The organism is Curtobacterium poinsettiae (assembly GCF_047226435.1).
In the GTDB taxonomy this organism is placed as follows: Bacteria; Actinomycetota; Actinomycetes; order Actinomycetales; family Microbacteriaceae; genus Curtobacterium; species Curtobacterium poinsettiae.
This window is the reverse complement of record NZ_CP178434.1, coordinates 3,220,634-3,247,116: the sequence shown is the minus strand read 5'-3', so window position 1 is coordinate 3,247,116 and position 26,483 is coordinate 3,220,634. Positions and strand designations below refer to the sequence as shown.

The window sequence follows — 26,483 nt, the reverse complement described above, 5'->3', positions numbered from 1 at the left end:
TCACGGCATGACGTCACCCGAGTTCGGGCCGAGCGTCTGCCCGGTGTACAGGTCACCCGCCGGGGACGACGCGAGCAGCAGGGCGGTCGGCGCGACCTCGGCGGGGACCCCGAAGCGTCCGATCGGGAGCTCGGCGGCCTTGTCCGTCCGCCACTGCTGGGTCATCCGGTCCGTCATCGGGGAGACGATCGGGCCGGGTGCGATCGCGTTGACGAGCACACCCCGCCCGCTCCACTCGATCGCGGCGCTCTTCGTCAGCGCGATGACGCCGGCCTTCGCTGCCGCGTAGTGCGCGACCTCGGAACCGCCCTTGATCGCCAGCTGCGAGGCGAGGTTGATGATGCGCCCGTGCCCGTCGCGGAGCATCCGCCGACCGACTGCTCGCATCACCAGGAAGACCCCGGTCAGGTCGATCGCGATGACACGCGCCCAGTCCTCCGTGGTGAGTTCCTCGAGCGGCGCCTGCGAGAGCACGCCGGCGGCGTTCACCAGGACCTGGATCCCGCCGGACTCCTCGTCGACCGACGCCACGGCGGCCTCGACCCGGTCCTCGTCGGTGACGTCGAGCACGATGGTCCGGACGCCCAGCCGCTCGGCGAGGTCCGCCAGGCCGTCGGCGTCGAGGTCGGCGGCGACGACCCGCGCTCCTGCGGTGACGAAGGTCTCCACGATCGCGAGCCCGATGCCGCTCGCACCGCCCGTCACGAGCGCGGTCGTCCCGGTGAGGTCGAACGCCGTCCGGTCCGGCATCAGTCGGCCATCAGGATCGTCAGGCCGCCGTCGACGACGAGTTCCTGCCCGGTGACGTAGCGCGCCTCGTGGCTGAGCAGGAACCGGATGGCCGCGGCGGCCTCCTCGGCGTGGCCGACCCGACCCCACGGGATCCGAGCACCCGCGGCGGCGAGGCCCGCCGGACCGAGCGAGTTCTGGGCGTCCGAGGACTGCGGCGTCTCGATGAGCCCCGGGATGATGGTGTTTACCCGGATCCCACGCGGTGCGAGTTCGGCTGCCGCACTCCGGGCGAGGCCGATCACCGCCGCCTTGCACGCGGCGTAGTGGCTGTGCGCGACCCAGCCGTACACCCCGCCCGCGATCGACGAGACGGCCACCATCGACCCGCCCCGGTCGAGGTGTCGGGCGCCGGCCCGGAGCGTGCGCATCACACCGTGCAGGTCCACCTGCAGGATGTCGTCCCACGCCGCGTCGGTCATGGTGTCGAGCGGCTGCCGGCGGAGCACCCCCGCTCCCGCCACGACGTGGTCGACGCGCCCCCAGCGGTCGACGGCCGCCTGGAACACGGCGTCGACGTCCTCGGTGCTGCGGACGTCCGCGGCGACCGTCAGCGCACTGCCACCGGCCGCCTCGACGGCGTCGACGACGGGTGCGGGATCGTGCGGGTCACCCGCGAAGACGGGGATGACGATGTTCGCGCCGTACTCGGCGAGCTGCACGGCGAGGGCCGCGCCGATCCCGCTCGCGGCGCCGGTGATGACGACCACGCTCCCCGCGAACTCGGAGTACACGCCTGCCGGTGTCGTGACGCTCAATGCTCGATCACCGCCACGCGCTTCGTCGCGAGCATGATCAGACCGGAGAGGACCATGCCGCTCGCACCGACGATGAGGGCTGCCGGGCCGAGCCCGATGCTCCCGGCGACGAGGGCCGTCAGCACAGCCGAGCCGATGATGGTGCCGGGCTGTCCCATCGCGGTGACGAACGCGGACCCGGTCGCGCGGCAGCTCGAGTCGAAGCACTCCGCCTGCAGGAAGAGCAGCGACGCGTACGGTCCGAGCAGGAAGAACAGCGTCAGCATGTACGTGACGAGGACGTAGCCGAAGTCGTCCGGCCCGAGCACGAAGAGGGTCCAGCACACACCGGCGAGCACCCAGCCCACGACGATCGTGGTCTTGCGGCCGATGATGTCGCCGAGCCAGCCGTGGAACAGGTAGCCCGCGGCGCCTACCACGTTGGACAGCACGATGATGAGCAGCGACATGCTCGGGTCGACACCCTTGACGCCCTCGAGCATCGTCGTCCCGAGCACGCTCGTGGTGGTGATGCCGAAGTAGTTCACGATCCAGGCGATCGAGAGCACGACGGTGTTGCGTGCGTACCGTCGGCCGAAGATCGCCCGCAGCGGGTTCGGACCCTCGTCGACGATGCCGAAGCGGGCGGCGACCTCGGCGGCCTCCTCGGTGCGACCGGACTTCCGCAGCTGCCGCAGGTAGGTGTTCAGACGGTGCTGCGGCGTCTCCTTGATGCCCTTGCGCAGGAACAGCACGAAGAGCGCCGGGACGGTGGCGATGAGGAACGCGAGCCGCCAGGACTCCTGTCCGAACAGCCCGTTGATGCCGGCGATGAACGCGGCCGCGAGGAGCGCGCCGATCGGCCACCCGGTCTGGACGAGGCTGTAGAAGAAGCCGCGACGCTTCTTGACGCCCTCGAGCTCGGTGAGCGCGAAGACCTCGTTGAGGTAGGTGGAGTTGACCGACTGCTCGGCCATCCCGAAGCCGCTCAGGGCCCGGAAACCGACGAGCGAGGCGACCCCCGTCGACGCCGCCGTCAGCAGCGAGGACAGGGCCGCGCCGCCGATCGTGATCATCATGCCCCGGCGCCGACCGAGTCGGTCCACGAACAGACCGACGAGGACGACGACGACGAAGACCCCGACGCTCACGAGGGTGTTCGCCAGCAGGGCGGTCTGCTCGTTCCACCCGAAGTCCTCGGCGATGCGGGGGAGGAGCGTGCCGAACATGATGAAGTCGTAGACGGCGAGGGTCCAGGCGAAGAACGCCAGCGTCGCGCCGCGCTTGGTCTCCTTCGGCCCGATCGTCGGGAACGTCCCGGTGGCGAGCTCGAGGTCCTCGGGCTCGTGGATGGTCGTGGTGGACATGGTCTTCCTCTCGGTACGGCGGTGCGGCGCTGCGACGGTGTCGCGGCGCGGGCTGACGGGCGGAGGCGGAGCGTCGGTGCGGTCAGGGGTGTCCGGTCGGGGATGAGCCCCGGCCATGGGCGTCGAACGCCGCGTGGATGCGGTCGTCCGGGGCGTCGAGGGCGAGCAGCGCGGCCAGCAGGAGGCGCGCCTTGAGGCCGTCGAGGGTGCCGGCGGGGACGAGTCCGGCGCCGAGCAGGTCGATCTCGCCGCCCGCGAAGCCGTACGTCGTCGTGAGCGTCGCGCCGGCGCCGGTCCGCGACGCCAGCACGACCGGCATCTGCGCGGCGAGTGCGCGGACGGCATCGACCGTGCGCTCGGCGACGTGCCCGCCGCCGAAGCCCTCGATGACCGCGCCGCGGTACCCGAGTCCGTCCAGGGTCGACAGGACCCGGCCGTCGTCAGCGAGGGTGACCCGCTGCAGGGCCACCGGGGGCAGCGGGGCGACGCGTGTGGTGAGCGCGGGCACTCGGGCCGCCGGAGCGTGGAAGACGGGCGAGCCCTCGGTGACCCGTCCGAGCGGACCGGAACCCGGAGAGGTGAAGGCGCCGGTCGACGAGGTGTGCGTCTTGCGGACCGCCCTGGCGGCGTGCACCTCGTCGTCGAGCACGACGAGGACACCGCGTCCCGCTGCTGCCGGTGCCGCGGCCACGTTCACGGCCGCCAGCAGGTTCGCCGGACCGTCCGCACCGGGCGAGGAGGCGTGGCGCATCGCTCCGGTGACGACGAGGGGCTCGGGGCGGTCCCACGCGAGGTCGAGCAGGTACGCGGTCTCCTCGATGGTGTCCGTGCCCTGCGACAGCACGACGCCCGAGGCTCCGGAGCCGACGGCGTCCCGCGCGGCGTCGAGCGCGCGCTGCACGTCGTCGAAGTCGAGCGAGGGAGAGGGCACCATGCCGAGCTGGCGGGCCTCGACCCGTGCGACCTGCGCGATGGCCGGCACACCGGCGAGGAGGTCACGGGCTGCGATCCGCGGGACGGCGCCGGAGCCGCGCGGATCGCCGGAACCGCGCGGATCGCCCGAGGTGACGCTCGCGATGGTCCCACCGAGGGCGAGGTACACGATCCGCGGGAGCGTGGGGTCCGTCACGGCCGGGTGTCCCTTCGTCGATCGACCGCGCGGGCGAGGCTGCGGTGTTCCCAGTCGGTGTCGTCCCGCGGGTCGGCCCTGCGGACGCGGGTCGCGACGGCCGACCAGTCGGTGCGCCCGGCTCCGACCTGTTCGACCGCGTCCAGGACGCCGTCGACGCCCTGCGCCACGACGCGCTTGCCGGTCGGCCCGACGATCACGAGCCGGACGGTGCCCGGGACCTCGTGGACACGGATCCGGTCGTCCGCGAAGAGCCGGGTCGCCCAGGCGGCCAGCCGGAGCTGCGCCCGCTTGCGCGCGGCCGGGGAGTCCTCGACACCGGCGGCGTACCAGTCACGGTTCCCGCCGTTGCCGCCACATCCGCCGCACATCAGGACTCGCGTGGACGCTCGGGCTGCGCGAACGGGAAGCGGACGCGGAAGTCGTCGGCGATCTCGTTCATCGTGACGAACCGGACGCCCTCGTGGCCCCTGATGTACTCGATGAGCCGCTCGATCATGAGCAGGACCTGCGGGCGCCCGGAGACGTCGGGGTGGATCGTGATCGGGAAGACGGCGTAGTCGAGTTCGCGGTACACCCAGTCGAACTGGTCCTTCCACATCTGCTCGACGTCGCGCGGGTTGACGAAGCCGTGGCTGTTCGGGCTCGACTTGATGAACATCATCGGGGGCAGGTCGTCGACGTACCAGTTCGCCGCGATCTCGACGAGGTCGATTTCGCTCCCGTGGACGAGCGGCGTCATCCACGTGTGCGGGTCCTGCGAGTAGTCGATCGGTGTCCACTGGTCGCCGACGATCGAGTAGTAGGGGACGAAGTCCTTGTGCTGCTGACTGTGGTCGTAGCTGAACCCGAACTTCTCCAGGAGTGTGGGCGTGTAGCTGCTCAGTTCCCACCACGGAGCGACGTAGCCCGTCGGCTGCCGACCCGTGAGCCGGGTGATCAGCTCGACCGAGCGCTCCATCACCGCGTCCTCCTGCGCCTCGGTCATCGCCACCGGGTTCTCGTGGCTGTACCCGTGCGCACCGATCTCGTGGCCGGCGTCGAACAGGGCCTTGCACTCGTCCGGGAAGGTCTCGAGCGAGTGGCCGGGGATGAACCAGGTCGCTGCGATGTCGGCGCGGTCGAACACCTTCTGCAGACGCGGCACACCGGTGCGCCCCGCGAAGATCCCGCGCTGGATGTCCGAGGGGGAATCCGCCCCGCCGTAGGAGCCGAGCCAGCCCGCGACCGCGTCGATGTCGACGCCGAAGGACACGAAGATCTCTTTCACCATGGGACACCGTCTCTCATCGTTGCTGCAATTCGTGCAATCGTTTGCATTGCCCGGAATCCTGACACCCGACTGTTTCGACCGACGTCCAGCCGTGTAACCAGTGTGTTTCGGATCCTCCGGGCCGTCGTCGGTCGAGGTGCTCGCAAACGTTCGCGCCGCACGGTGTCACGACGATCCGTCACCTAGACTCGACGGATGGGCAGTGCAGGCGACGACCCGGCCGGACACGGTCAGCAGGATCGTCGTGGTGACGTGAACCTCCAGGCCATCGCCGCGCTCGCCGGCGTGCACGTCTCGACGGCGTCGCGCGTGCTCCGACAGGCGGAGCCGACCAAGGGGTGGAGCGACTCGGCGCAGCGGGTGATCGCGGCGGCGGCCGAGCTCGGGTACCGCCCCAACCGGATCGCAGCGTCGCTCCGGACCCGGCGGTCGAACACCATCGGCGTCGTGATGCCGCGGCTCGCCGACACGGTCATCGCGACGATCTGCCAGTCCGTCGAGTCGGCTGCCCGCTCCGCCGGGTACCAGCTCCTGCTCACGACGCCCCCGGACGACATGGGCGCGCAGCTGGACGCGGTCGACTTCCTGCTCTCCCGACAGGTCGACGGCCTCATCGTCAGTTCGCTCCACCTGTCGTCCCCGAACCCGCGGCTGACGGACCTCCCCGTGCCGGTCATCGCGACGAACCGCCACCCCGGGGACTGGATGCCCGCGGTGGTCGGTGACGACGTCGAGGGCGGCCGGATGGCCACGGAACACCTGCTCGCGTTGGGGCACCGCCGCATCGGCGTCATCGCCGGTCCGCGCCACGCCAGCACCGCCGTGGAGCGGGTGGCCGGGTTCCGTCTGGCACACGAGCGACGGGACGTCGTCGTCGACGACGCGCTCGTCGTCCACAGCGACTTCGAGGTCGAGGGAGGCGTCGTCGGCGCGCACACGCTGCTCTCGCTGTCGGACCCGCCGACCGCGATCTTCGCCGTCAACGACACCGCGGCGATCGGCGTGATGGGCGCTGCACGGCAACGCGGCCTCCGCGTGCCCGACGACCTGTCGATCGTCGGCTACAACGACATCTCCGTCGTGGCGCAGCTGCCCACACCCATGACGACCGTGCACTCACCGACCGCCCTGATGGGCACCGTGGCCGTGGAGCGACTGCTCGCGGCGATCGGCGACGGGACACTGCAGGGTGCGACGCTCCCGGTCTCGCTCGTCGTGCGGTCGTCGACCGGGCATCCGGCGGGCTGACCCGGCACAGGGCACCCGGACCGGACCACGCGAGCGGGCGCCAGAGCGGCGGACGCTGGCCCACCCGCCGGGTACCCGGGCGGGGTCGCGGTATCGTCGCGGCATGGCAGAGCATCGACGCGGAGCGAACCTCCCGTCGATCGGCGGGTTCAACCGCACCGTGGTCCTCGACGCCGTCCGCCGCTCGCCCGACGGCCTGAGCCGCGTCGAGCTCGCCGCCCGCACCGGCCTGAGTGCGCAGACCGTGTCGAACGTCACCCGGTTCCTGATCGATGCCGGGATGATCGTCGAGTCCGGCACCGTCGTCTCGGGCCGCGGCAAGCCCCGCACCATCCTGCGGCTCGAGCCCGGCAGCCGGTACGCGGTCGGCGTGCACGTCGACCCGGCCGTCGTCACCTACGTGCTGCTCGACCTCGCCGGCACCGTCGTCGCTGCGTCCACGACCTCGACCCCCACCGCCGACGACCCGTCCCAGGTGGTGCGCACCATCGCCTCGGCCGTCGACGGGCTCGTCGCCGACGCCGGGGTGGCCGTCGACAGCGTGCTCGGCGTCGGGATCGCGAGCCCCGGACCCATCGACGTCGAGGCGGGCATCGTGGTCGACCCGCCGTTCCTGCCGCGGTGGCGGGACGTGCCCCTGCGCGACGCGCTCGCCGAGGCCACGGGCTACCCGGTGCTGCTCGAGAAGGACGTCACGGCCGCCGCGGTCGGTGAGATGTTCCTGGCGGGGGAGTCCTCGGCCCGCAACTTCGCGTTCGTGTACTTCGGCACCGGGTTCGGCGTCGGGCTCGTCGTCGACCACGAACCCGTGCGCGGGGTGGGGTCGAACGCGGGCGACGCCGGACACATCATGGTCGACCAGGGGCCGCTCGCGGGCACCCCGGACGGCTCGGGCACGCGTGGCGAGGTCGGCGCTGCCGTCGCGCCCGACCGGCTGGTGCGGGTCGCGCGGTCGCGGGGCCTGGCGTTGTCCGGCGGCGGCGTGAGCGCCGAGGCCGTCGCCGCCGACGCCACGGACAGCGGCGCCACCGACGTCGACGCCGTGGACGCCGCGTGGGACGAACTCGCAACGGCGATCGCGGACGGGGACGACACCGCCGTCACGCTCGCGGCCGATGCCGGCACCGTCATGGGCAACGCCGTCGTCCTCATCGTCAACCTGCTCGACATCGACCGCGTGGTGTTCGGCGGTCCGTTCTGGTCGCGCATCGCGAGTGCGGCGCTGCCCGCGGCGCGTGCAGCCATCGTCGGGTCGCCGCTGCTCGTGCCGAAGCACCCGGTGCAGGTGGTCGAGAGTGACCGCGGTGCCGACGTCGCCGCCGTGGGTGCCGCCTGCCTGGTGCTCGACGCCGCGCTCTCGCCGCGGGCCAGCACCCTGCTCATCCGGCGCTGACGACCCCGGCAACGAGACGGGCCCGATCCGTGGGCACCGCCCCGGCCCGCTACGCTGCGGTCCGACGCACCCGCCGTGGGTGCGGGGACGACGGGGGACACATGACGGACAGCGGCACGGACAGCACGGACAGCACGGACAGCACCGACGGCACGATGGACCCGCGGTGGGCGAGGGTGCGCCCGCTCGTCTTTCGCACGATCATCGGCGCGGTCGTCGCCGCCGGGCTCGTCGGGATCGCCGCGGTGCTCCTCGGCGACTTCGGCATGGTCGCGGTCCAGCTGCTCCTGACGATCGTCGTGGTGGTCGTCTTCGCACTGCTGTCCTGGTACGACGCCGACGTGTCGTCCCGGCGGTCGGGGATCTTCGCGTTCGCGAGCATCGCCACGTCGATGTACCTGCTCGTCGCCGGCCTGTACAAGGTGTGGATCGTGCCGACGGGGCCGGACGGTGACGGCATCTGGTACGTCCTGGAGCACTTCTGGCACTGGATCTGGCTCGTCGGCGTCGCCCGGGTGGCGCTCCTGCACGTCCACCTGCTGCTCGTGATCCACCGCCGCTACCCGACGCCCGTCCTGCAGGTCGTCGCGAAGACCACCGTCGGCGTCATCGCCCTGCTCGCGCTGCTGCTCTCGATCCCGCTGCTCGCGCCGGACGTCGACTACGCGCGGGGCTACTGGCGGCTCGTCTGGGTGGTGGTGATCCTCGACCTGCTCGGCACCGTCGTGGTGCCCCTCAGCAACGCGCTGTTCCGGCCCCGAGCGCCCCGGTCATCGGCGACGTGGCCGGTGCCCGACCAGCAGCCGGCGTGGGGTGCGACGCCGACGCCCGCCGCTCCGGAGCCCGAGGCTGCCGTGCCCGAAGCGCCCTCGCCGCCCGCGCCGCCCGCGCCCGCGCCCGCACCCGCACCCGCACTGCACCCTGAGCCCACCCCGGCACCGGCACCGGCACCGACGCCCGAGCCCGGCACGGTCGTCGCGTCCGACGGACGGCGCTACGCGGCCCGTCCGACGGCCTCCCGCGCGCTGGCCTGGCCCCGCTACGTCGACGGCACGCCCCTGCCCGCGCTGCCCGACGGGACGCCGGACTTCTCGGAGGTCACCGAGCGCTGACACCACGGGCAACGAGTGTGCAGAAGACGTCGGGTTCGCCGTGCGGACCCGACGTCTTCTGCACACCGGATGCGGTGGGCTGTGCCCACGGCGGACGGGAGGCGCGGTGCGGGCCCGCCCCGAGCCTCCAGGCCGACACGTCGCGCGTCCAGCGCGCCGGGCGCGACCCGGGACACCGCCCGTTCACCGGGCGGCCACCGGCCGGTCGCGTGGATGCTGAACAGTCGTGCAGGTCTTCAGCCCGATCGCCCCGAGAAGGACCCTGCATGCGCGCTCCTGCCCTGCGCCCACCCACCCTCCGCATCGGCGCGGCCGTCGCGACTGCCCTGGTCGTCGCCGCCGGTGTCGTCACCGCCAGCCCGGCCCTCGCCGCCGTCGGTGACGACGACCCGTCCGTCGGTGCCGTCGCCGCGAACGGCCTCGTCGTCAACGAGGTCGAGTCGAACGCCGACGACACCGATTGGGTGGAGCTCGAGAACACCTCGGGCACCGCGATCGACCTGACCGGGTACACGTTCCTCGACTCCGACAACTCGCACGACGCGTACGTGCTCCCCAGCGGCTCGACGATCGCCGCCGGCGGGTACTTCGTCGTCGACCAGCTGTCCGCGACCGCCCCCGGCTTCGACTTCGGGCTCGGTGGTGCCGACACCGCGCGCCTCTACGACCCTGCCGGCGACCTGGTGCTCCGGTACGCCTGGACGACCCACGCGGGTGTCACCTACGGCCGTTGCGCCGACGGCGTCGGGCCGCTCGTGGACACCACGGCCTCGACCAAGGGGGCTGCGAACGACTGCTCCTCACCCGTGCGGATCAACGAGGTCGAGTCGCAGGACGGCACTCCCGGCGACTGGGTGGAGCTGACCAACACCGGCAGCACCACCGTCGACCTGGGCGGGTACGTCCTGCGCGACAACGACGACGACCACGCGTACACGATCCCCGCGGGCACGACCGTCGCGGCCGGGGGCTTCACCGTCCTCGACGAGGCGGCGTTCGGCTTCGGACTCGGCAAGGCGGACTCCGCGCGGCTGTTCGACGCCCGCGGCGCGGTCGTCGACTCGACCTCGTGGACGGCGCACGCGACCACGACGTACGGCCGCAACCCCGACGGCACCGGGGACTTCGCCGAGACGGCAGCACCCACGAAGGGCGCGGCGAACCGGTTCGCCGGCGTCGTCACCGCCGAGGCCTGGCCCGGCGGCCCGGACGAGACCGTGCTCGACGACGAGGACACCTTCACCGGTGACCTGAGCGGCCTCGACTGGACGACCTCGACGACCTCGCGGGACGGGCAGCTCTGGGCCGTGCAGAACGGCGACGGCCTGCTCTACCACCTGACCTCGGACGGCGCGGGCGGCTGGGCGCTGTCGAACGCCGCGGGCACCGACCTGCGCTACGCCGACGGCACGGGCACCCCGGACGCCGAGGGTGTGACCGTCACGAGCGACGACCCCGGCGCCGTCTACGTGTCGACCGAGCGCAACAACGACGTGTCGAGCACGAGCCGCCCGTCGGTCCTGCGCTACGCCACGACCGACGGCTCCGAGGCCACCCTGCGGGCCACCGACGAGTGGAACCTCGCCGCGGACTTCCCCGGGCTCGGCGCGAACGCCGGGCTCGAGGGCGTCACCTGGATCCCGGACACCTGGCTCACCGCGCACGGCTTCACCGACGAGCGCACCGGCGCCGCCTACGCACCGTCGCGCTACGCCGGACACGGCGAGGGGCTGTTCTTCGTCGGGGTCGAGGGCACCGCGAGCGTGTACGCCTACGCCCTGATGGACGACGGGTCCTCGGCGCGCATCGCCACGATCGCGACCTCGCTCGCCGTCGTCGCCGACGTGCAGTTCGACCCGACGCTCGACGCGCTCTGGGTGGTCTGCGACGAGGTGTGCTCCGGCCGGACCGCGCTGTACGAGGTGACCGACGGGGCCTTCAGCGCCTCGACGCTGTACGAGGCACCCTCGGCCGCCGACCGCACGCTCGCCAACGAGGGCTTCGCGATCTCGGGCATCTGCACCGACGGGGAGCGCGCGACCTTCTCCGCCGACGACAACGACACGGACGGGTTCTCGCTCCGGACGGGGACGTACCCGTGCGAGGGCGGCGACACCGATCCGGGCACGGAGCCGACGCCGACGCCGACGCCGATCCCGTCGCCGGGCGACGGCGGCACGACCCCGACCCCGACTCCGGGTGGGACGCCCACCGCGGTCCCGACCCCTGGTCCGTCGGCTGCGCCGGTCGCCCCGGTGGCGCCGTCGGAGTCGGTGTTGACGGAGGCGAACCGTGGTGGGGTCTCGGCGCCGTCGTCGGCTCGTGCGGGGGAGACCATCACGGTGACGGTGGGTACTGCGTCTGCCGGTGACACGGTGAACGTGTGGCTGTTCTCGGAGCCGAGGTTGATCGGCACGGCTGTGGTCGCTGCTGACGGGACGGTCCGGGTGACGATCCCTGCCGACACGGTGGCTGGTGCGCACCGGTTGGCGGTGACGGCTGCGGACGGCACGCTGATCGGGTGGACCTCGATCACGATCACCGCGGACGGGCAGCTCGCGTTCACGGGCGCCGCAGGGATGGGTGCCGGTGCGCTGGTCGCGTTCCTGTTGCTCGCGGCGGGTGCGGGTGTGCTGGTCGTGCGTCGCCGCCGTCGGGCTGCGGCTGCGGAGTAGTCCCCACGCCCCACGTCGGGGCGATGAGTGTGCAGAAGACGTCGGGTTCGCGGTGCGGACCCGACGTCTTCTGCTCACCGTGCGCGGTGGGCGCGACCGCGCGGCGGACGGGAGGCGCGGTGCGGGGCCGCCCCGCGCCTCCAGGTCGGTGGGTGGCTGCGTTCAGTGCTCGGTGCCGTGCATGGTCTGGGTGTCGTCCTGACCGGGGATGGCGTCCTTCGTGGTCCAGCCGTACCAGCGGCCGTCGATCTCGGTGACCGCGCGACCGTCGCCGCAGGTGACGAGGCCCTTGGTCGGAAGACGCTCCGGCAGGAAGTCGGCGGTCATCGCCGTGCCGCCGTAGGACGTATCGAGCGGGGTGCAGGCGTCCACGTCCACGCCGTCCTTCGAGGCGAACCCGATGACGTACCCGGGCTGCGAGACGTGGAGGCGGACGTCGATGTCCTTCGCGTCCTTCGGCACCCACTTCGGCATGAAGAAGGCCAGGTCCTCGGACTCCCCGGAGTGCGGGGCGTCGGAGTACGTGTCGAAGTGCTTCTGCGGCGTCTTGTTCGGCACCATGTCCTGGATCGCGCTGCAGCCGGCGGTCAGCAGCAGGGCGGACACCGCAGCCGTGGTGGCGAGGGCGATCCGGAGGGTGCGGCGAGCGGTGGTGGGGCGCGTGTCGGTGCTCATGGATCCAGTCTCACGACGGACGCGTCGCTGAAACATCACGTGCGCACCCGGATGTGGTCGGGGGTTACCCCCACCCGCCACGCCGGGCCACCCGTCGGTGATCGGCCCGCGCACCCCGTCGTGACGCCGCAGTATCGTCGGGGCATGCAGCAGGAGATCCTCCGGTACACCGCGTTCGCCGCCGAGCCGGGCGGCGGCAACCCCGCAGGGCTCGTGCTCGACGCGGCCGGACTGTCCGACGACCAGATGCTCGCGGTCGCCCGGCAGGTCGGGTACCCCGAGACCGCATTCGTCGTGGGTGCGACGGCGACCGGGCCGCGGGTCCGCTACTTCTCGCCGAGCGCCGAGGTGCCGTTCTGCGGGCACGCCACCGTCGCGCTGGCCGTCGCGCTGGCCGAGCGCGAGGGGCCGGGCCGCCGGGTGTTCACGACCCTGGCCGGCGAGGTCACGCTCGATGCCACCGTCGGTGCGGACGGCTCGGTGCTGGTCGCGATGACGAGCGTCGAGCCGGCGACACGGGACATCGACCCGGTTCTGCTGGTGCGGCTGTTCGACCTGCTCGGGCTCTCGGCCGCGGACGTCGCTCCGGGGTTCCCGGTGCTGGAGTCCTTCGCCGGCAACTGGCACCCGGTGCTCGTGCTGCACGACTACGAGCTGTTCCACCAGTTCCGGTTCGCGCCGGGGCCCCTGGCCGAGCTCAAGCGCGAGGCCGGCTGGGCGGGGACCGTCACGGTGCTGCACCGCACCGGCGAGCGGGAGTACGAGGCGCGCAACCTGTTCCCCGCCGGACGCATCACCGAGGACCCGGCGACGGGATCGGCAGCAGCGTCGACCGGGGCGTACCTGCGGCAGATCGGTGCAGCGCATCCGGGCGACCGCGTCACGATCCGGCAGGGGCGACACGTCGGGCGTCCGAGTCTGCTGCTCGTGGACGTGCCCGAGGCCGGCGGGATCACGGTGACGGGGAGCGCGACCCCGATCTCCTGACGGACGTTCCTTCCCAGGACGCACGCGATGGGAAGCGGAATCGGGCGTACCTGGTCGAAACTTCCGACCCGGTACGCCCGATTCGACCCGGCACGCCCGAATCCGCCAGGCAACCACTTGACACGGTTAAGTCAATACGGTGGACTAATCCTGCGCGCGGGCGATGGTGCCCGCGGACATCACCCGTGCAAAGGAGCACCGATGAAACGCACCCGCATCATCGCCGGACTCGCAGCTGTGGCCGTGGCCGCAGTCGGTCTGGCTGGCTGCTCGAGCTCGGGGTCTGCCTCGAGCGACACGATCAAGATCGCGTACCAGAAGTTCGGCGCCTTCCAGCAGCTCGACGCCCAGATGAAGGTCGTCAAGAAGCAGTACGAGAAGGACAACCCCGGCAAGAAGGTCACCCTCGTGCCCATCCAGGCGCAGGGCAACGACTACTACACCAAGCTCGCGCTCATGAACAAGGCGCCGGCCACCGCCCCGGACGTCATGTACGAGGACACGTTCCTCGTCAAGGCCGATGCCGAGGCGGGCTACCTGCTGCCACTCGACAAGTACACGGACAAGTGGGACGAGTGGGACCAGTTCTTCGACAACGCCAAGCAGGCCGGGCAGGGTGACGACGGCAAGATCTACGGCGTCCCCATGGGCACCGACACCCGAGCCCTCTGGTACAACAAGGACATCTTCAAGAAGGCCGGGCTCGACGTCCCGTGGAAGCCGAAGACGTGGGACGACGTGCTCGCGGCGGCGAAGACCATCAAGGAGAAGCAGCCCGACGTCATCCCGTTCAACATCTACTCGGGCAAGGCGCAGGGCGAGGCCTCGACCATGCAGGGCTTCGAGATGCTCCTGTACGGCGCCGACGGCTCCGGCAACACCCTGTACAAGGACAAGAAGTGGGTCACCGGCTCGAAGCAGTTCGAGGACTCGCTCAAGTTCGTGAAGGACGTCTACCAGGGCGGCCTCGGCCCGACACCGCAGCAGGCGCTCGACACGAACGTCGGCACGACCATCGCCCAGACGTGGCTGCCGAAGGGCAAGCTCGCGATCGACCTGGACGGTTCGTGGCAGTCCGGCACGTGGCTGAAGTCCGGCACGGCGCCGTGGCCCGAGTGGAACGACGTGATGGGCCAGGCACCCATGCCGACCCAGAACGGGCAGGCTCCCGGCTACAACTCGATGTCCGGCGGCTGGACCCTGGCGGTCGGCGCGAAGTCGAAGAACCCGCAGGCGGCGTTCGACTTCATCACGAGCTTCCTCGACAAGGACGGTTCGCTCAAGTACGACACCGAGAACAGCCAGATCGCCGTCCGGAAGGACGTCGCGGACGACCCGGAGTACACGGCGGCGAACCCGACGTTCAAGTTCTTCTCGGGGCTGGTGGAGAACACCAACTTCCGCCCGGCGACGAGTGACTACTCGCAGGTGTCCAACGCGATCCAGGTCGCGATGGAAGCGGTCATGACCGGTCAGCAGTCGCCGAAGGACGCGGCTGCCGCCTACGACAAGGCCGTCACGCAGGTGGTCGGCAAGGAGAACACCGTCTCCGCTGGTTGACGGTCCGTCACCCACTGACGGACTGGAGGCGCGGGGCGGTCCCGCACCGCGCCTCCCATCCGTCCTTCCCCACCTTCGGAACCCCTCCGCACCCGGAAGGCACCCATCGTGTCCAGCACCCCCCTCGCGCCGACGCTGTCGGCGCCCGGTGCGCCGAAGCGCACCGATCCACCCGTGCCGCGCAAGCGGCGACCACTGCGGAACGTCGGACGAGCCGTCCCGCTCCTGCCCGCCCTGGTCCTGCTCGTCATCTTCCTGCTCGGCCCGGTCATCTCGTCGTTCTACGGGTCGTTCACCAACTCGGCCCTGACCGGTGCGAGTGCGGCCGACCAGCAGTTCGTCGGCTTCCAGAACTACGTCGAGCTGTTCCAGGACCCGGACTTCCCGAAGTCCGTCATCCTGACCATCGTCTTCCTGCTGGCCTCGGCCGTGGTGGGGCAGAACGTGCTCGGGCTCGGCCTGGCGCTGCTGATGCGCTCGGCGAACAAGGCCGTGCGGGCGATCGTCGGCACCTTCGTGGTCGCGGCGTGGGTCCTGCCCGAGATCGTGGCGTCCTTCGCGGCGTACGCGTTCTTCAACGACGAGGGGACGCTCAACACGTTCCTCGCGTCCATCGGGATCACCGGCGCGAACTGGCTCTACACGTACCCGATGCTCGCCGTGATCCTGGCGAACATCTGGCGCGGCACCGCGTTCTCGATGCTCGTCTACTCGGCCGCCGTGCAGGAGGTCCCCGAGGAGATCACCGAGTCCGCCGAGGTCGACGGCGCCACCGGCTGGCAGCGGCTCGTCTACATCACGCTCCCGGTGATCCGCCGGAGCATCTCGACGAACCTCATGCTCACGACGCTGCAGACCCTGTCCGTCTTCACGCTGATCTTCGTGATGACCGGCGGCGGTCCGGGCACGAACTCGTCGACCCTGCCGATCCTGGCGTACCAGGAGGCGTTCAAGTTCTCGCAGCTCGGCTTCGGGACCGCGATCGCGACCATCCTGCTCGTGGTGGGGGCGGTCTTCTCGATCATCTACATCCGAGCTCTCAAGCCGGAGGTGGACTGATGGCCATGACAGCCCCGTCCCTGGACCAGACCACGACCCGATCGGTGACCGCACCGGGGTCGATGCACATGACCTCGCCGCGCGGCCGCACCATGCGGTGGGTGTCGAACGTCGTGCTGCTCGTCATCGCGGTGTGCTTCGCGGTGCCGCTGCTCTGGCTCGTGCTCGCCTCGTTCGACACCCAGGCGTCGCTGTCGGTGAAGCTGCCGTCGCAGTTCACGCTCGACAACTTCGCCAAGGTGCTCACCCCCGAGCTGTCGTTCATCCCGCTCGCGAACAGTCTGCTGCTCTCCGGCGGCACCGCGGTCGTCACCGTGGTGTTCGCCCTGCTGGCCGCGTACCCGCTGTCCCGCTACAAGATGCGCGTCAACAAGCCGTTCCTGTACAGCATCCTGTTCGGCACCGGCCTGCCGATCACCGCGATGATGGTGCCCGTCTACGCGCTGTTCGTGTCGCTCAACCTGATCGACAACGTGTGGGGCTGCATCTTCTTCCTCGCCGCCACCAGCTTGCCGATGGCGATCTGGATGGCGAAGAACTTCATGGACTCGGTGCCGATCTCGCTCGAAGAGGCGGCATGGACCGACGGCGCCTCGATGCTCACCACCCTGACCCGCATCGTGATCCCGCTCATGCGTCCGGGCATCGCGGTCGTGTTCATCTTCGTGTTCATCCAGGCGTGGGGGAACTTCTTCGTCCCGTTCGTCCTGCTGCTCTCGCCCGAGAAGGTGCCCGCCGCGGTGAGCATCTTCAACTTCTTCGGGCAGAACGGGGCCGTGGCGTACGGCCAGCTCGCCGCGTTCTCGATCGTCTACTCCGTGCCCGTCATCGCCCTCTACGTGATCGTGTCCCGAGGCCTCGGCGGCGGCAACGCCCTCGCCGGTGGCATCAAGGGCTGACGCCGGCCCCCACCCCCGCAAGACACCGGTGTTCGCGCGTCGAACACCCGCGAACCGCGGTTCGATCCGCGAACACCGGTGTTCCGCGAACCAGAAAGGAAGCACATGCACCAGGACGAACCGCTCGTCGAGGCCCGGATCGCCCGCCTCGTGCGCGACCGTGTCGACCCCGCCGTCCTCCGTCGCTCGGCGCCGGTGACGATCGAGGCGTGGGAGGTGCCGGGCGAACCGGTGCCGTTCGACGCCGCCGTGGGCGAGACGTACACACCGTTCACGGTGGGGTCGCACTGGGGCGGGCGCCCGTGGGGCACGACGTGGTTCCGGGTGACCGGCACCGTGCCGGCGGACTTCGGCACCGCGCAGGGGACCACAGCCGAGCTCCTCGTCGACCTGGGGTTCACCAAGCGGCAGCCCGGGTTCCAGGCCGAGGGACTCGCGTTCCGCGCCGACGGCTCCACGATCAAGGCGATCGAGCCGCGGAACGACACCGTGCCGCTCGAGGTCGGCCCGGGGGAGTCCTTCGAGCTCTGGATCGAGGCCGGGGCGAACCCCGACATCGGCGGCGACTCGTTCCAGGGGGCGACGCCGCTCGGCTCGCGCTCCACCGCCGGCGACGACCCCATCTACCGCCTGAAGGCCCTGGAGGTCGTCGAGCGGGACGACACCGTGTGGGAACTGCAGCAGGACCTCTGGGTGCTGCGCGGGCTGATGGCCGAGCTCCCCACCGACGGCACCCGCGGCGCCGACATCCTGCGCGCGCTCGAACGGGCCGCCGACGCCCTGGACCCGGACGACGTCGCCGGCACCGCCGCGGACGCCCGGCAGGTCCTGGCGCCCGTGCTCGCCGTCCCCGCCAGCCCCGCCGCCCACCGTGCCATCGCCGTCGGGCACGCCCACATCGACTCCGCCTGGCTGTGGCCCGTGCGTGAGACGAAGCGCAAGTGCGCCAGGACGTTCTCGAACGTGCTCGACCTGATGGACCGCGACCCCGACTTCACCTTCGCCTGCTCGTCCGCCCAGCAGTACGCGTGGATCCGCGACGAGTACCCCGAGGTCTTCGCGCGCATCAAGCAGCGCGTCGCCGAGGGCCGGTGGATCCCCGTCGGTGGCATGTGGGTCGAGTCGGACACCAACCTGCCCGGCGGTGAGGCCCTGGCCCGCCAGTTCGTCGCAGGCAAGCGCTTCTTCCTCGAGGAGTTCGGCATCGACACCCCCGAGGCCTGGCTCCCTGACTCGTTCGGCTACTCGGGCGCCCTGCCCCAGATCGTCCGTGCCGCCGGCTCGAAGTGGTTCGTCACCCAGAAGCCGTCGTGGAACGAGACGAACGTCATCCCGCACACCTCGTTCCACTGGGAGGGCATCGACGGCTCACGCGTCCTGACGCACCTGCCCCCGGCCGACACCTACAACTCCGACGTCTCACCGGCCGACCTGCGCCGCGGCGAACGGAACAACAAGGAGCGCGGCACCGCCAACACGTCGATGCTGCTGTACGGCTTCGGCGACGGTGGTGGCGGTCCCACCCGCGAGATGGTCGGTGCCGCACACCGCCAGCACGACCTCGACGGGTCGCCGCACGTGACCCTCGGCACGCCGGCGCAGGTGTTCGAGCAGCTCGAAGCCGAGCTGTCGACGCCCGGGGTCTGGTCGGGGGAGATGTACCTGGAGTTCCACCGCGGCACCTACACGTCGCAGATCCGCACGAAGCAGGGCAACCGCCGCTCCGAGCACCTGCTGCGCGAAGCCGAGCTCTGGGCAGCGACGGCGGCCGTCCGGCTCGGCAGCGAGTACCCGTACGCCGAACTCGAGGACGCCTGGCACACCGTCCTGCTGCAGCAGTTCCACGACATCCTGCCGGGGTCGTCGATCGCGTGGGTGTACGAGAACGCCGAGGAGCAGTACGCCCGGGTCGCCGAGGTGCTCGAGGGGCTTATCGGGAGCGCGACGACGGCGCTCGCCGCAGGCGGGAGCGGTGCCGCTGCCGGCGCAGCCGACGACGCCGCGTCGGTCGTGCGCTTCAACGCCTCGCCGGTCGCGGCGGGAGAGGTGACCGCCCTTGCAGGTTCGGTCGTCCACGCGCCGCGACCCGTGCCTCCCGTCCGGGCAGGCGACCGCTTCGTCTTCGACACCGGCGTCGTCACCGCGACCATCGACGCAGCCGGCCACGTCGTGTCCTTCGTCGACTCCGCGACCGGACGCGACGCGATCGCGCCAGGCGCGGCGGCGGCCGAGTACACGGTGTTCCGCGACACCCCGAACCAGTGGGAGGCCTGGGACATCGACCGCGCGTACCAGCGCAACGGCACGGTGCTGTCGGCGTCGTCGGTCTCGATCGCAGGCGACGCGCTCGTGGTCGAGCGGTCCTTCGGATCGTCGACGCTCACCACGCGCTACTCGGCGGTGCAGGGCGAACCGGAGCTGACCGTCGAGACCGAGGTCGACTGGCACGAGCACCAGAAGCTGCTGAAGCTCGCGTTCCCGATCGACGTGCTCGCGTCGTCGGCCTCGAGCGAGATCCAGTTCGGGCACATCGACCGGCCGACGCACCAGAACACCTCGTGGGACCACGCCCGGTTCGAGACCTCGGCGCACCGCTGGGTGCACGTCGCCGAGCCCGGGTTCGGCGTCGCGGTGGCCAACGACTCGACCTACGGCCACGACATCACGCGTGAGACCCGGGCGGACGGCGGGACCACCACGCTCGTGCGGGAGTCGCTGCTGCGCGGACCGACGTTCCCGGACCCGAACGCCGACCAGGGGCACCACGTGTTCCGGACGGTGCTGCGGATCGGGGCCTCGGTGCTCGACGCCGCAGACTCCGGGTACCGGCTGAACCTGCCGGTGCGGAGCGTCCCCGGGTCGACCCCGATCGAGCCGCTCGTCACGGTGTCGTCGCCGCAGGTGTTCGTCGAGGCCGTCAAGCTCGCCGAAGACCGCTCCGGCGACGTCGTCGTGCGGCTGTACGAGGGGCTCGGGGGCCGGGCGACGGACGTCGGGGTGGCCTTCGGGTTCGACGTCGAGTCGGTGTCGCAGGTCGACCTGCTCGAGCGGCCGCTGGAGCGCTCGTGGTCGGCCGGTCAGGCAGTCGCGTTGACCTTGCGTCCGTTCGAGATCGTGACGCTGCGCGTGCGTCGGGCCTGAGGCAGCGGGCCCGGCGCACTGCTGGGAGGGACCACGGCGCCGGACGGGACACGGGTGCGTTCCGTTCGGCGCCGTGTTGTGCGCGGGGCTGGCCGGGTGGAATCGGGCGTGGCTGGTCGAATCGGGCGTACCTGGTCGGAACTTCCGGCCAGGTACGCCCGATCCCGCTTGGCATCGCGCCCGTTCTGGGAAGAAACGTCTTCCCTCCACAACCGCCCAGGCCTGGAGGCCCGTCCACAGTTCGCGACATCGGCCCGCTGGGCGGGTGGCCGGTCCGGCATTGCGGACGCGGCGTTGCGAGGTGGGTTCGACGTCGGCGACCTCGCGTGGGGTGACCTCGTCGCACCGGTGAACCGGCACAGCACGCTCTGGCTAGCGTGGCGGCATGGCAGTGCAGGAGATCTGGCTCGTCCGTCACGGCGAATCGGTCGCGAACGTCGCAGCGGCTCGGGCCGAGGCAGCGGGGGACGACGTCATCGACGTCGAGTTCCGCGACGCCGACGTCCCGCTCAGCCCGCTCGGCGCCGCCCAGTCACGTGCTCTCGGGCAGGAGCTCGCCGACCGCGGGATGGACGACGTCCCCGTCGCGCTCTGGGTGTCGCCGTACCTCCGCGCACAGCAGACCATCGCCATCGCGCTCGAGGCAGCCGGGCTCGCCGAACCCCGCAAGCGTGTGGACGAGCGCCTGCGCGACCGCGAACTCGGCGTCCTCGACCTGTTGACCCTGCAGGGCGTCCGCAACCGGTACCCGGACGAGGAACGCCGCCGGCAGTGGCTCGGCAAGTACTACCACCGGCCCGCGGGCGGGGAGTCGTGGGCGGACGTGATGCTCCGGCTCCGGACGCTCCTGGGTGACCTCGAGCGAGTCGACGGTGTCGAGCGCCTGGTGATCGCCGCACACGACGCCGTGGTGATGCTCGCCGTCGCGGTGTGCCTCGACCTCGACGAGCCGGCACTCATGGAGTTCGCCCACACCCACGCGGTCGCCAACGCCTCCCTCACCCGACTCCGACGCGACGGCGCCGGGTCGCCGTGGGTCCTCGAGGAGTTCTCCTCGGTCGGACACCTGGACGACGACGAGGTCACCGAGCACACCGGCCGGAAGGACGACGAACATGTCCACTGAACCCGTCACCCCGAACTTCCTGCGGGACTGGCCGCTGCCAGAACCCGGTGCCGGCAAGTACGGCCGCGGGCAGGTGCTCGTCATCGGGGGCGCGGCTCGCACCCCGGGAGCCGCGCTGCTCTCGGCGCTCGCCGCACTCCGCGTCGGCGCCGGTCGCCTCACCCTGGCCGTCGGCCGGAGCGTCGCGAACGAGGTCGCGGTCGCCGTGCCCGAGTCCGGGGTCGAGCCCCTCGACGAGGACGAGGACGGGCACATCGCCGTCGGCGCGATCGAGGGCATCGCGGACAGCGCCTCGAGCGCCGATGCCGTGCTGGTCGGCCCGGGACTCGACGAACCGGACGGTTCCCGTGACCTCGTGGCCGGACTCGCCGACGTCGTCGGTCCGCGGACCACCGTCGTGCTCGACGCCTTCGCCCTCGGTGTCGCCGCCGACGTACGGGACCGCCTCGAACCGCTGCGTGGACGGCTCGTGATGACGCCGAACTCCGGCGAGGCAGAACGCCTGCTCGGTCGGGAGTGCAGCGACGACGGCGTGGCCGACGCCGTCGCGATCGCGAACCGGTTCGGTGCGGTCGTCGCCCTCGGTGACGCCATCGCGACACCGCACGGTCGTGCGTGGCTCAAGGGCACCGGCTCGGGTGGTCTCGGCACCAGCGGGAGCGGGGACGTGCTGTCCGGCGCGGTCACCGGGTTGCTCGCCCGCGGTGCCGATCCGGCACAGGCCGTGGCGTGGGCGTCGTACGTGCACGCTGCCGCCGGTGACCGGCTCGCGGTGCAGGTCGGACCACTCGGCTACCTGGCGAGCGAACTCGTGACCGAGATCCCGCGGGTCCTCGTCGAACTCGGAGCCTGAGCGCGCCCGGAACGACCCGCGGGACCGTCGTCGTGAACCGCATCCGCGCCTCCAGGCCTGGTGCGGGCGCGACCCTGCGCCCAGAACGAGCAATGCGTACAGCCGCACCCGCTGTTCCGCCGTCGTTCACCACCGGAGCACGGGCCGGAAACCGGCTGCGTCCACGATCGACCAGAACCCGGACACCCGGTCTGGCGCAGCACCCTCTCCCACCCGAAAGGCCCACCCGTGCAGCACAAGCGCACCCTGGCCGGCATCGCCCTGGCCGCCGCCGCAGTCGTCACCCTCGCCGGATGCTCCTCGACGAGCTCCGCCAGCACGAGCAAGGGCGACGCCGACTGGAAGACCACCACCAGCGCCCAGTCCGCCGGCGGCATGGACGCCCTGGTCAAGGCCGCCAAGGCCGAGGGCCAGCTCAACGTCATCACGCTCCCGCCGACGTGGGCCAACTACGGCAAGATCATCGACGGCTTCACCAAGAAGTACGGCATCAAGATCAACTCCGCGAACCCGAACGGCTCGAGCGCCGACGAGGTGGCAGCGGTCAAGTCGCAGAAGGGCCAGTCCACCGCCCCCGACGTGCTCGACCTCGGCAACGCCGTGCTGCAGGAGAACCTCGACCTGTTCGCCGACTACAAGGTCGCGAACTGGGACGACATCCCCACCAACCTGAAGGACAAGGACGGCGCCTGGACGCGCGACTACACCGGCCTGATGTCGATCGGGTACGACTCGTCGAAGATCTCCGACGCCCCGAAGGACATGACGGACCTGCTCGGTTCCGAGTACAAGGGCAAGGTCTCGATCGGCGGCGACCCGACGCAGGCCAACCAGGCCGCGTCCGCGGTGTACCTGGCGGCGCTGGAGAACGGCGGTTCGGCCGACGACATCACCAAGGGCGTCGACTTCTTCGGCAAGCTCAAGCAGGCCGGCAACTTCCAGAACGTGCTGCCGACGCAGGCCACCGTCGCCTCGGGTGAGACCCCGGTCGTCGTCCAGTGGTCGTACAACAACCTGGCCTGGGGTCCCGCCGCCGGCGGCTCGGGCAACAAGGACTGGAAGACCGTCGTCCCGAAGGGGCAGGCGCTCGGCTCGTACTACTCGCAGGCCATCAACAAGGACGCCCCGCACCCCGCGGCCGCCCGCCTGTGGGAGGAGTACATCGCCAGCCCCGAGGTCCAGAACCTGTACCTGCAGGCCGGCGCCTTCCCGTCCACCCTCGCCGCGCTGACGAAGTCGGGCAAGGTCGACCAGGACGCCCTCGACGCTGCCGGTGGTGCGCCGAAGGACTACGTCGAGCTGACCGACGCGCAGGTCGCCGCCGCCGCGAAGGTGCTCAAGGCCAAGTGGTCCTCGACGATGGGGTCCTGAGCAGCATGACCACCGCATCGGCAGACGCGCCCGCGACGGCGACGAGCGCCCCGAGCACTGCGCGCACGGCGTTCGCGGCGGCGCCCGCCGATGCCGTCCGACGCGGCGCCGGACCCCGTGTCCGGCGCCGCGTCGGCCTCGCCTGGCTGGGGCTGACCCCCTTCGCCGCCTACGTCCTGCTCTTCCTCGCCGTCCCCGCCGTGATCGCGATCGGCAGCGGGTTCTTCGACGGCTCCGGCGCGTTCACGCTCGCGAACCTCGCAGCCTTCGCCGACCCCTCGGTGCTGCAGGCGTTCGCCGGGTCCTTCGGCCTGTCCGCCGCATCCGCGGTCATCGGCGCGGTCATCGGCGCGGTCGTCTGCTGGGCGCTCTCGGCGCTGCGGCCGGACGGACTGGTCCGGTCGATGATCGACTCGGCGGCCAGCGTCCTCGCCCAGTTCGGCGGCGTCATGCTCGCGTTCGCGTTCATCGCCACGATCGGCGTGCAGGGACTCGTCACGACCTGGCTGGTCACGGTCTTCCACGTCGACCTCAACGCCGACGGGGCCTTCCTGTACACGGTGCCCGGGCTCGTGATCCCCTACGTCTACTTCCAGGTGCCGCTCATGGTCCTCACGTTCATGCCCGCACTCGAGGGCGTCAAAGCGCAGTGGGGTGAGGCCGCGGCGACGCTCGGCGCCTCGCGCCTGACGTACTGGCGCCGCATCGCGTTGCCCGTGCTGGCGCCGGCGTTCTGGGGGTCGCTCCTGCTGCTCTTCGCGAACGGCTTCTCGTCGTACGCCACCGCCGCGGCCCTCATCTCCCAGGGCGGCATCGTGCCGCTCACCATCCGCACGCAGCTCACCAGCGAGACAATCGTCGGCCTGCAGAACGTCGCCGGGGTGCTCGCCTTCGGCATGGTCGTCGTGATGGCGGTCGTGATGGGCGCCTACTCGCTGCTGCAGCGCCGGGCCGCCAGGTGGCAGCGATGAGCGCCGCGGCTCCGGTGCGGCCGGTGCGGCCGGTACGTCCCGTCCGGTCTGGAGGCTCGTCCCGCGTCCGCCGGTTCGGCACCGCCCCGTCCCGTGGTGCGGCAGCCATCGTGCTCACCGTGATCGGGCTCCTGTTCGCCGTCCCGCTGGTCGCGCTGCTGCAGTTCACCTTCCGGCAGGGCACGGACGGTGGGCTCACCCTCGCGCACTGGGCGGCGATCGGTGACCCGGCCAACGCCTTCACCTACCAGCCGGTGTTCGACGGGCTCGGGGCGTCGTTGCTCATCGCCGTGATCACCGTCGGGATCGTGCTGTTCGTGCTGCTGCCCGCCCAGATCATCACCGCGCTCCGCTACCCCAGGCTCCGGAGCGTCCTGGAGTTCGTCTGCATCGTGCCGATCACCGTGCCGGTCGTGGTGCTCGTCGTCGGGTTCATCCCCGTGTACCAGGTCGTCTCGCAGGTCTTCGGGTCCGGCTCGTGGACGCTGGCGTTCGCGATCGGCATCATCACGCTCCCGTTCGCGTTCCGCCCGATCGCGGCCGCCATCACGGCGACGGACCTGATCGTCCTGTCCGAGGCGGCCAGGTCGCTCGGCGCCTCGTGGTGGACCGTCACCTGGCGCGTGCTCCTGCCGAACCTGCGCCGGGGCATCACCGCCGCGTGCTTCCTGACGATCACCGTGGTCCTCGGCGAGTACACCCTCGCCTCGTTCCTCTCCCGCTCCACGTTCCAGACCGGGCTCGTCCTCGTGCAGGGGACCGACCCGTACGTCGCCGCCATCTTCTCGGTCGCCGCGCTCCTGTTCGGCTTCGTGCTGCTCGTCCTCATCGGCCGGATCGGGACCCGCCGCACCACCCGCGTCCGCCGCACCCGCACCACCCGTCGTCCCCGACTCGAGGAGTCCGCATGACCGTCACCGCCCCGGTAGCCCCGGCGTCCCTCGCCACCACCGGTGCCGTCGTCGAACTGCACGCCGTCGAGAAGCACTACGGCCCGCACCGGGCCCTCGCCGGACTGTCGCTCCGGGTCGAGCCGGGGGAGTTCGTCTCGCTCCTCGGTCCGTCCGGCTGCGGCAAGACGACCGCGCTCCGAGCACTCGCGGGCCTCGAGGCCATCGACGCCGGCTCCATCCGCATCGACGGCCAGGACGTCGCGGACACTCCGGTCAACAAGCGCGACATCGGCATGGTGTTCCAGCAGTACTCGCTGTTCCCGCACATGACGGTCCGGCAGAACGTCGCCTTCGGTCTCGAGATGCGCCGGGTCCCCGCCGCCGAGCGCAAGACCCGCGTCGTCGAGGCCCTCGACATGGTCCGCCTCGGCGAGTTCGCCGAGCGGTACCCGCACCAGCTCTCGGGTGGGCAGCAGCAGCGTGTCGCCCTGGCCCGAGCGCTCGTCACCCGGCCCCGTGTGCTCCTGCTCGACGAGCCGCTGTCGGCGCTCGACGCGAAGGTCCGGGTCTCACTGCGCGACGAGATCCGCCGCATCCAGAGCGACCTCGGCATCACCACCGTGTTCGTCACGCACGACCAAGAGGAAGCGCTCGCCGTCTCCGACCGGATCGCCGTGATGCAGGCGGGTGACATCGAGCAGATCGGCACGCCCGAGGAGCTCTACCGCACCCCGTCGTCGGCGTTCACCGCGGACTTCGTCGGGCAGTCGAACCGGCTGCAGGGCGACCTGCGCGGCGCGGACGTGTTCGTCTACGGGTTCCGCGTGCCGGCGCTCGACTCGTCGATCGCGGACGGACCGGTGCTCGCCTACGTCCGACCGGAGGACATCGCCTTCGCCGCCGAGGGCGTCACCGGCACCGTCGTCAGCTCGAGCTTCCTCGGGTCGATCCGCCGCACCACCGTCCGCCTGGACGACGACACCGTCGTGACCGTCCAGCACGAGGTCGGTGACCGCCGGGCCACCGGCGACCCCGTCGCCGTGCGCCTGCTCGGCGCACCCGTCGCCGTCGCGCCGCTCGCGTAGTCGCGAGGGCGACAGTTCCCGCCGGGCCTGCCGGTGTCCTCTGCGGAAGCGACAGTTCGCCGCGGAACGTTCGCGGCACACTGTCGCTTCGGCGGGGTGGGCGCGACCGACGGGCGGACGGGAGGCCCGTGGCGGCCTGG

22 protein-coding genes are annotated in these 26,483 nt (G+C 71.3%); 15 read left to right on the top strand and 7 right to left on the bottom strand.

The genetic code is table 11. The annotated features are described in order from the left end of the window. The 6 genes from ACL00U_RS15305 to ACL00U_RS15280 form a co-directional block, all read right to left on the bottom strand. Positions 1-750, bottom strand: a complete 750-nt coding sequence (locus ACL00U_RS15305) for an SDR family NAD(P)-dependent oxidoreductase (RefSeq protein WP_017888143.1) — start codon at positions 748-750, stop codon at positions 1-3. After that, entirely contained in the window at positions 750-1,547 is a 798-nt protein-coding gene (locus ACL00U_RS15300; RefSeq protein WP_228500948.1) for an SDR family NAD(P)-dependent oxidoreductase, read from the bottom strand. Before ACL00U_RS15300 ends, ACL00U_RS15305 begins: the two co-directional genes overlap by 1 nt. Continuing rightward, positions 1,544-2,893: an MFS transporter gene (locus ACL00U_RS15295; RefSeq protein WP_412873581.1), complete on the bottom strand. Its 1,350-nt coding sequence runs from the start codon at positions 2,891-2,893 to the stop codon at positions 1,544-1,546. The genes ACL00U_RS15300 and ACL00U_RS15295 overlap by 4 nt, the downstream gene beginning before the upstream one ends. 82 nt (positions 2,894-2,975) lie before the next feature. Further along, complete coding sequence (locus ACL00U_RS15290; protein ID WP_017888140.1) at positions 2,976-4,022, bottom strand: asparaginase; 1,047 nt, start codon at positions 4,020-4,022, stop codon at positions 2,976-2,978. Next, the gene (locus ACL00U_RS15285) at positions 4,019-4,393 is read right to left on the bottom strand and encodes a hypothetical protein (RefSeq protein ID WP_017888139.1); all 375 of its coding nucleotides are present in this window, start codon (positions 4,391-4,393) and stop codon (positions 4,019-4,021) included. The genes ACL00U_RS15290 and ACL00U_RS15285 overlap by 4 nt, the downstream gene beginning before the upstream one ends. Continuing rightward, complete coding sequence (locus ACL00U_RS15280; protein ID WP_017888138.1) at positions 4,393-5,295, bottom strand: polysaccharide deacetylase family protein; 903 nt, start codon at positions 5,293-5,295, stop codon at positions 4,393-4,395. Before ACL00U_RS15280 ends, ACL00U_RS15285 begins: the two co-directional genes overlap by 1 nt. Positions 5,296-5,490: 195 nt before the next feature. Here ACL00U_RS15280 and ACL00U_RS15275 point away from each other — a divergent pair, with 195 nt between their 5' ends. The 4 genes from ACL00U_RS15275 to ACL00U_RS15260 all read left to right on the top strand — a co-directional run bounded on the left by ACL00U_RS15275 (position 5,491) and on the right by ACL00U_RS15260 (position 11,723). Then, positions 5,491-6,543 carry a LacI family DNA-binding transcriptional regulator gene (locus tag ACL00U_RS15275; RefSeq protein WP_017888137.1) on the top strand — a complete coding sequence of 351 codons (1,053 nt, stop codon included), beginning with the start codon at positions 5,491-5,493 and terminating at the stop codon, positions 6,541-6,543. Between the two features lie 103 nt (positions 6,544-6,646). Next, complete coding sequence (locus ACL00U_RS15270) at positions 6,647-7,936, top strand: ROK family protein (protein WP_412873580.1); 1,290 nt, start codon at positions 6,647-6,649, stop codon at positions 7,934-7,936. 101 nt (positions 7,937-8,037) lie between these two features. Beyond that, positions 8,038-9,048 (top strand): hypothetical protein, encoded by a 1,011-nt coding sequence (locus ACL00U_RS15265; protein WP_262118087.1) that lies wholly within the window; start codon positions 8,038-8,040, stop codon positions 9,046-9,048. A 266-nt stretch (positions 9,049-9,314) separates the two neighbouring features. After that, positions 9,315-11,723 carry a lamin tail domain-containing protein gene (locus ACL00U_RS15260; protein WP_194590019.1) on the top strand — a complete coding sequence of 803 codons (2,409 nt, stop codon included), beginning with the start codon at positions 9,315-9,317 and terminating at the stop codon, positions 11,721-11,723. Between the two features lie 162 nt (positions 11,724-11,885). Here the strand turns inward: ACL00U_RS15260 and ACL00U_RS15255 are convergent, their stop codons facing one another. Continuing rightward, positions 11,886-12,398, bottom strand: coding sequence for a hypothetical protein (locus ACL00U_RS15255; protein ID WP_056071909.1), 513 nt, complete (start codon positions 12,396-12,398; stop codon positions 11,886-11,888). Positions 12,399-12,542: 144 nt separating this feature from the next. Between ACL00U_RS15255 and ACL00U_RS15250 the strand changes: the two genes are divergently transcribed. The 11 genes from ACL00U_RS15250 to ACL00U_RS15200 all read left to right on the top strand — a co-directional run bounded on the left by ACL00U_RS15250 (position 12,543) and on the right by ACL00U_RS15200 (position 26,343). After that, entirely contained in the window at positions 12,543-13,385 is an 843-nt protein-coding gene (locus ACL00U_RS15250; RefSeq protein ID WP_194590020.1) for a PhzF family phenazine biosynthesis protein, read from the top strand. 201 nt (positions 13,386-13,586) lie between these two features. Beyond that, positions 13,587-14,945, top strand: a complete 1,359-nt coding sequence (locus tag ACL00U_RS15245) for an extracellular solute-binding protein (RefSeq protein WP_017888132.1) — start codon at positions 13,587-13,589, stop codon at positions 14,943-14,945. A 108-nt stretch (positions 14,946-15,053) separates the two neighbouring features. Then, a complete protein-coding gene (locus ACL00U_RS15240; protein ID WP_017888131.1) occupies positions 15,054-16,004 on the top strand; it encodes a carbohydrate ABC transporter permease in 951 nt (316 codons plus the stop codon). 5 nt (positions 16,005-16,009) lie between these two features. Further along, a complete protein-coding gene (locus ACL00U_RS15235; RefSeq protein WP_371830315.1) occupies positions 16,010-16,903 on the top strand; it encodes a carbohydrate ABC transporter permease in 894 nt (297 codons plus the stop codon). A gap of 105 nt (positions 16,904-17,008) precedes the next feature. Next, on the top strand, positions 17,009-20,044 hold the full coding sequence (locus ACL00U_RS15230; protein ID WP_412873579.1) for an alpha-mannosidase: 3,036 nt from the start codon (positions 17,009-17,011) through the stop codon (positions 20,042-20,044). A 385-nt stretch (positions 20,045-20,429) separates the two neighbouring features. Continuing rightward, entirely contained in the window at positions 20,430-21,170 is a 741-nt protein-coding gene (locus ACL00U_RS15225) for a histidine phosphatase family protein (protein ID WP_042539822.1), read from the top strand. Continuing rightward, positions 21,160-22,023, top strand: a complete 864-nt coding sequence (locus ACL00U_RS15220) for an NAD(P)H-hydrate dehydratase (RefSeq protein ID WP_214518621.1) — start codon at positions 21,160-21,162, stop codon at positions 22,021-22,023. Before ACL00U_RS15225 ends, ACL00U_RS15220 begins: the two co-directional genes overlap by 11 nt. Before the next feature lie 228 nt (positions 22,024-22,251). Continuing rightward, entirely contained in the window at positions 22,252-23,394 is a 1,143-nt protein-coding gene (locus tag ACL00U_RS15215) for an ABC transporter substrate-binding protein (protein ID WP_017888126.1), read from the top strand. A gap of 5 nt (positions 23,395-23,399) precedes the next feature. Continuing rightward, positions 23,400-24,365 (top strand): ABC transporter permease, encoded by a 966-nt coding sequence (locus ACL00U_RS15210; protein WP_412873578.1) that lies wholly within the window; start codon positions 23,400-23,402, stop codon positions 24,363-24,365. After that, positions 24,362-25,276 (top strand): ABC transporter permease, encoded by a 915-nt coding sequence (locus ACL00U_RS15205; protein WP_082509733.1) that lies wholly within the window; start codon positions 24,362-24,364, stop codon positions 25,274-25,276. Before ACL00U_RS15210 ends, ACL00U_RS15205 begins: the two co-directional genes overlap by 4 nt. Then, positions 25,273-26,343: an ABC transporter ATP-binding protein gene (locus ACL00U_RS15200; RefSeq protein WP_017888123.1), complete on the top strand. Its 1,071-nt coding sequence runs from the start codon at positions 25,273-25,275 to the stop codon at positions 26,341-26,343. Before ACL00U_RS15205 ends, ACL00U_RS15200 begins: the two co-directional genes overlap by 4 nt. Positions 26,344-26,483 lie beyond the last annotated feature (140 nt).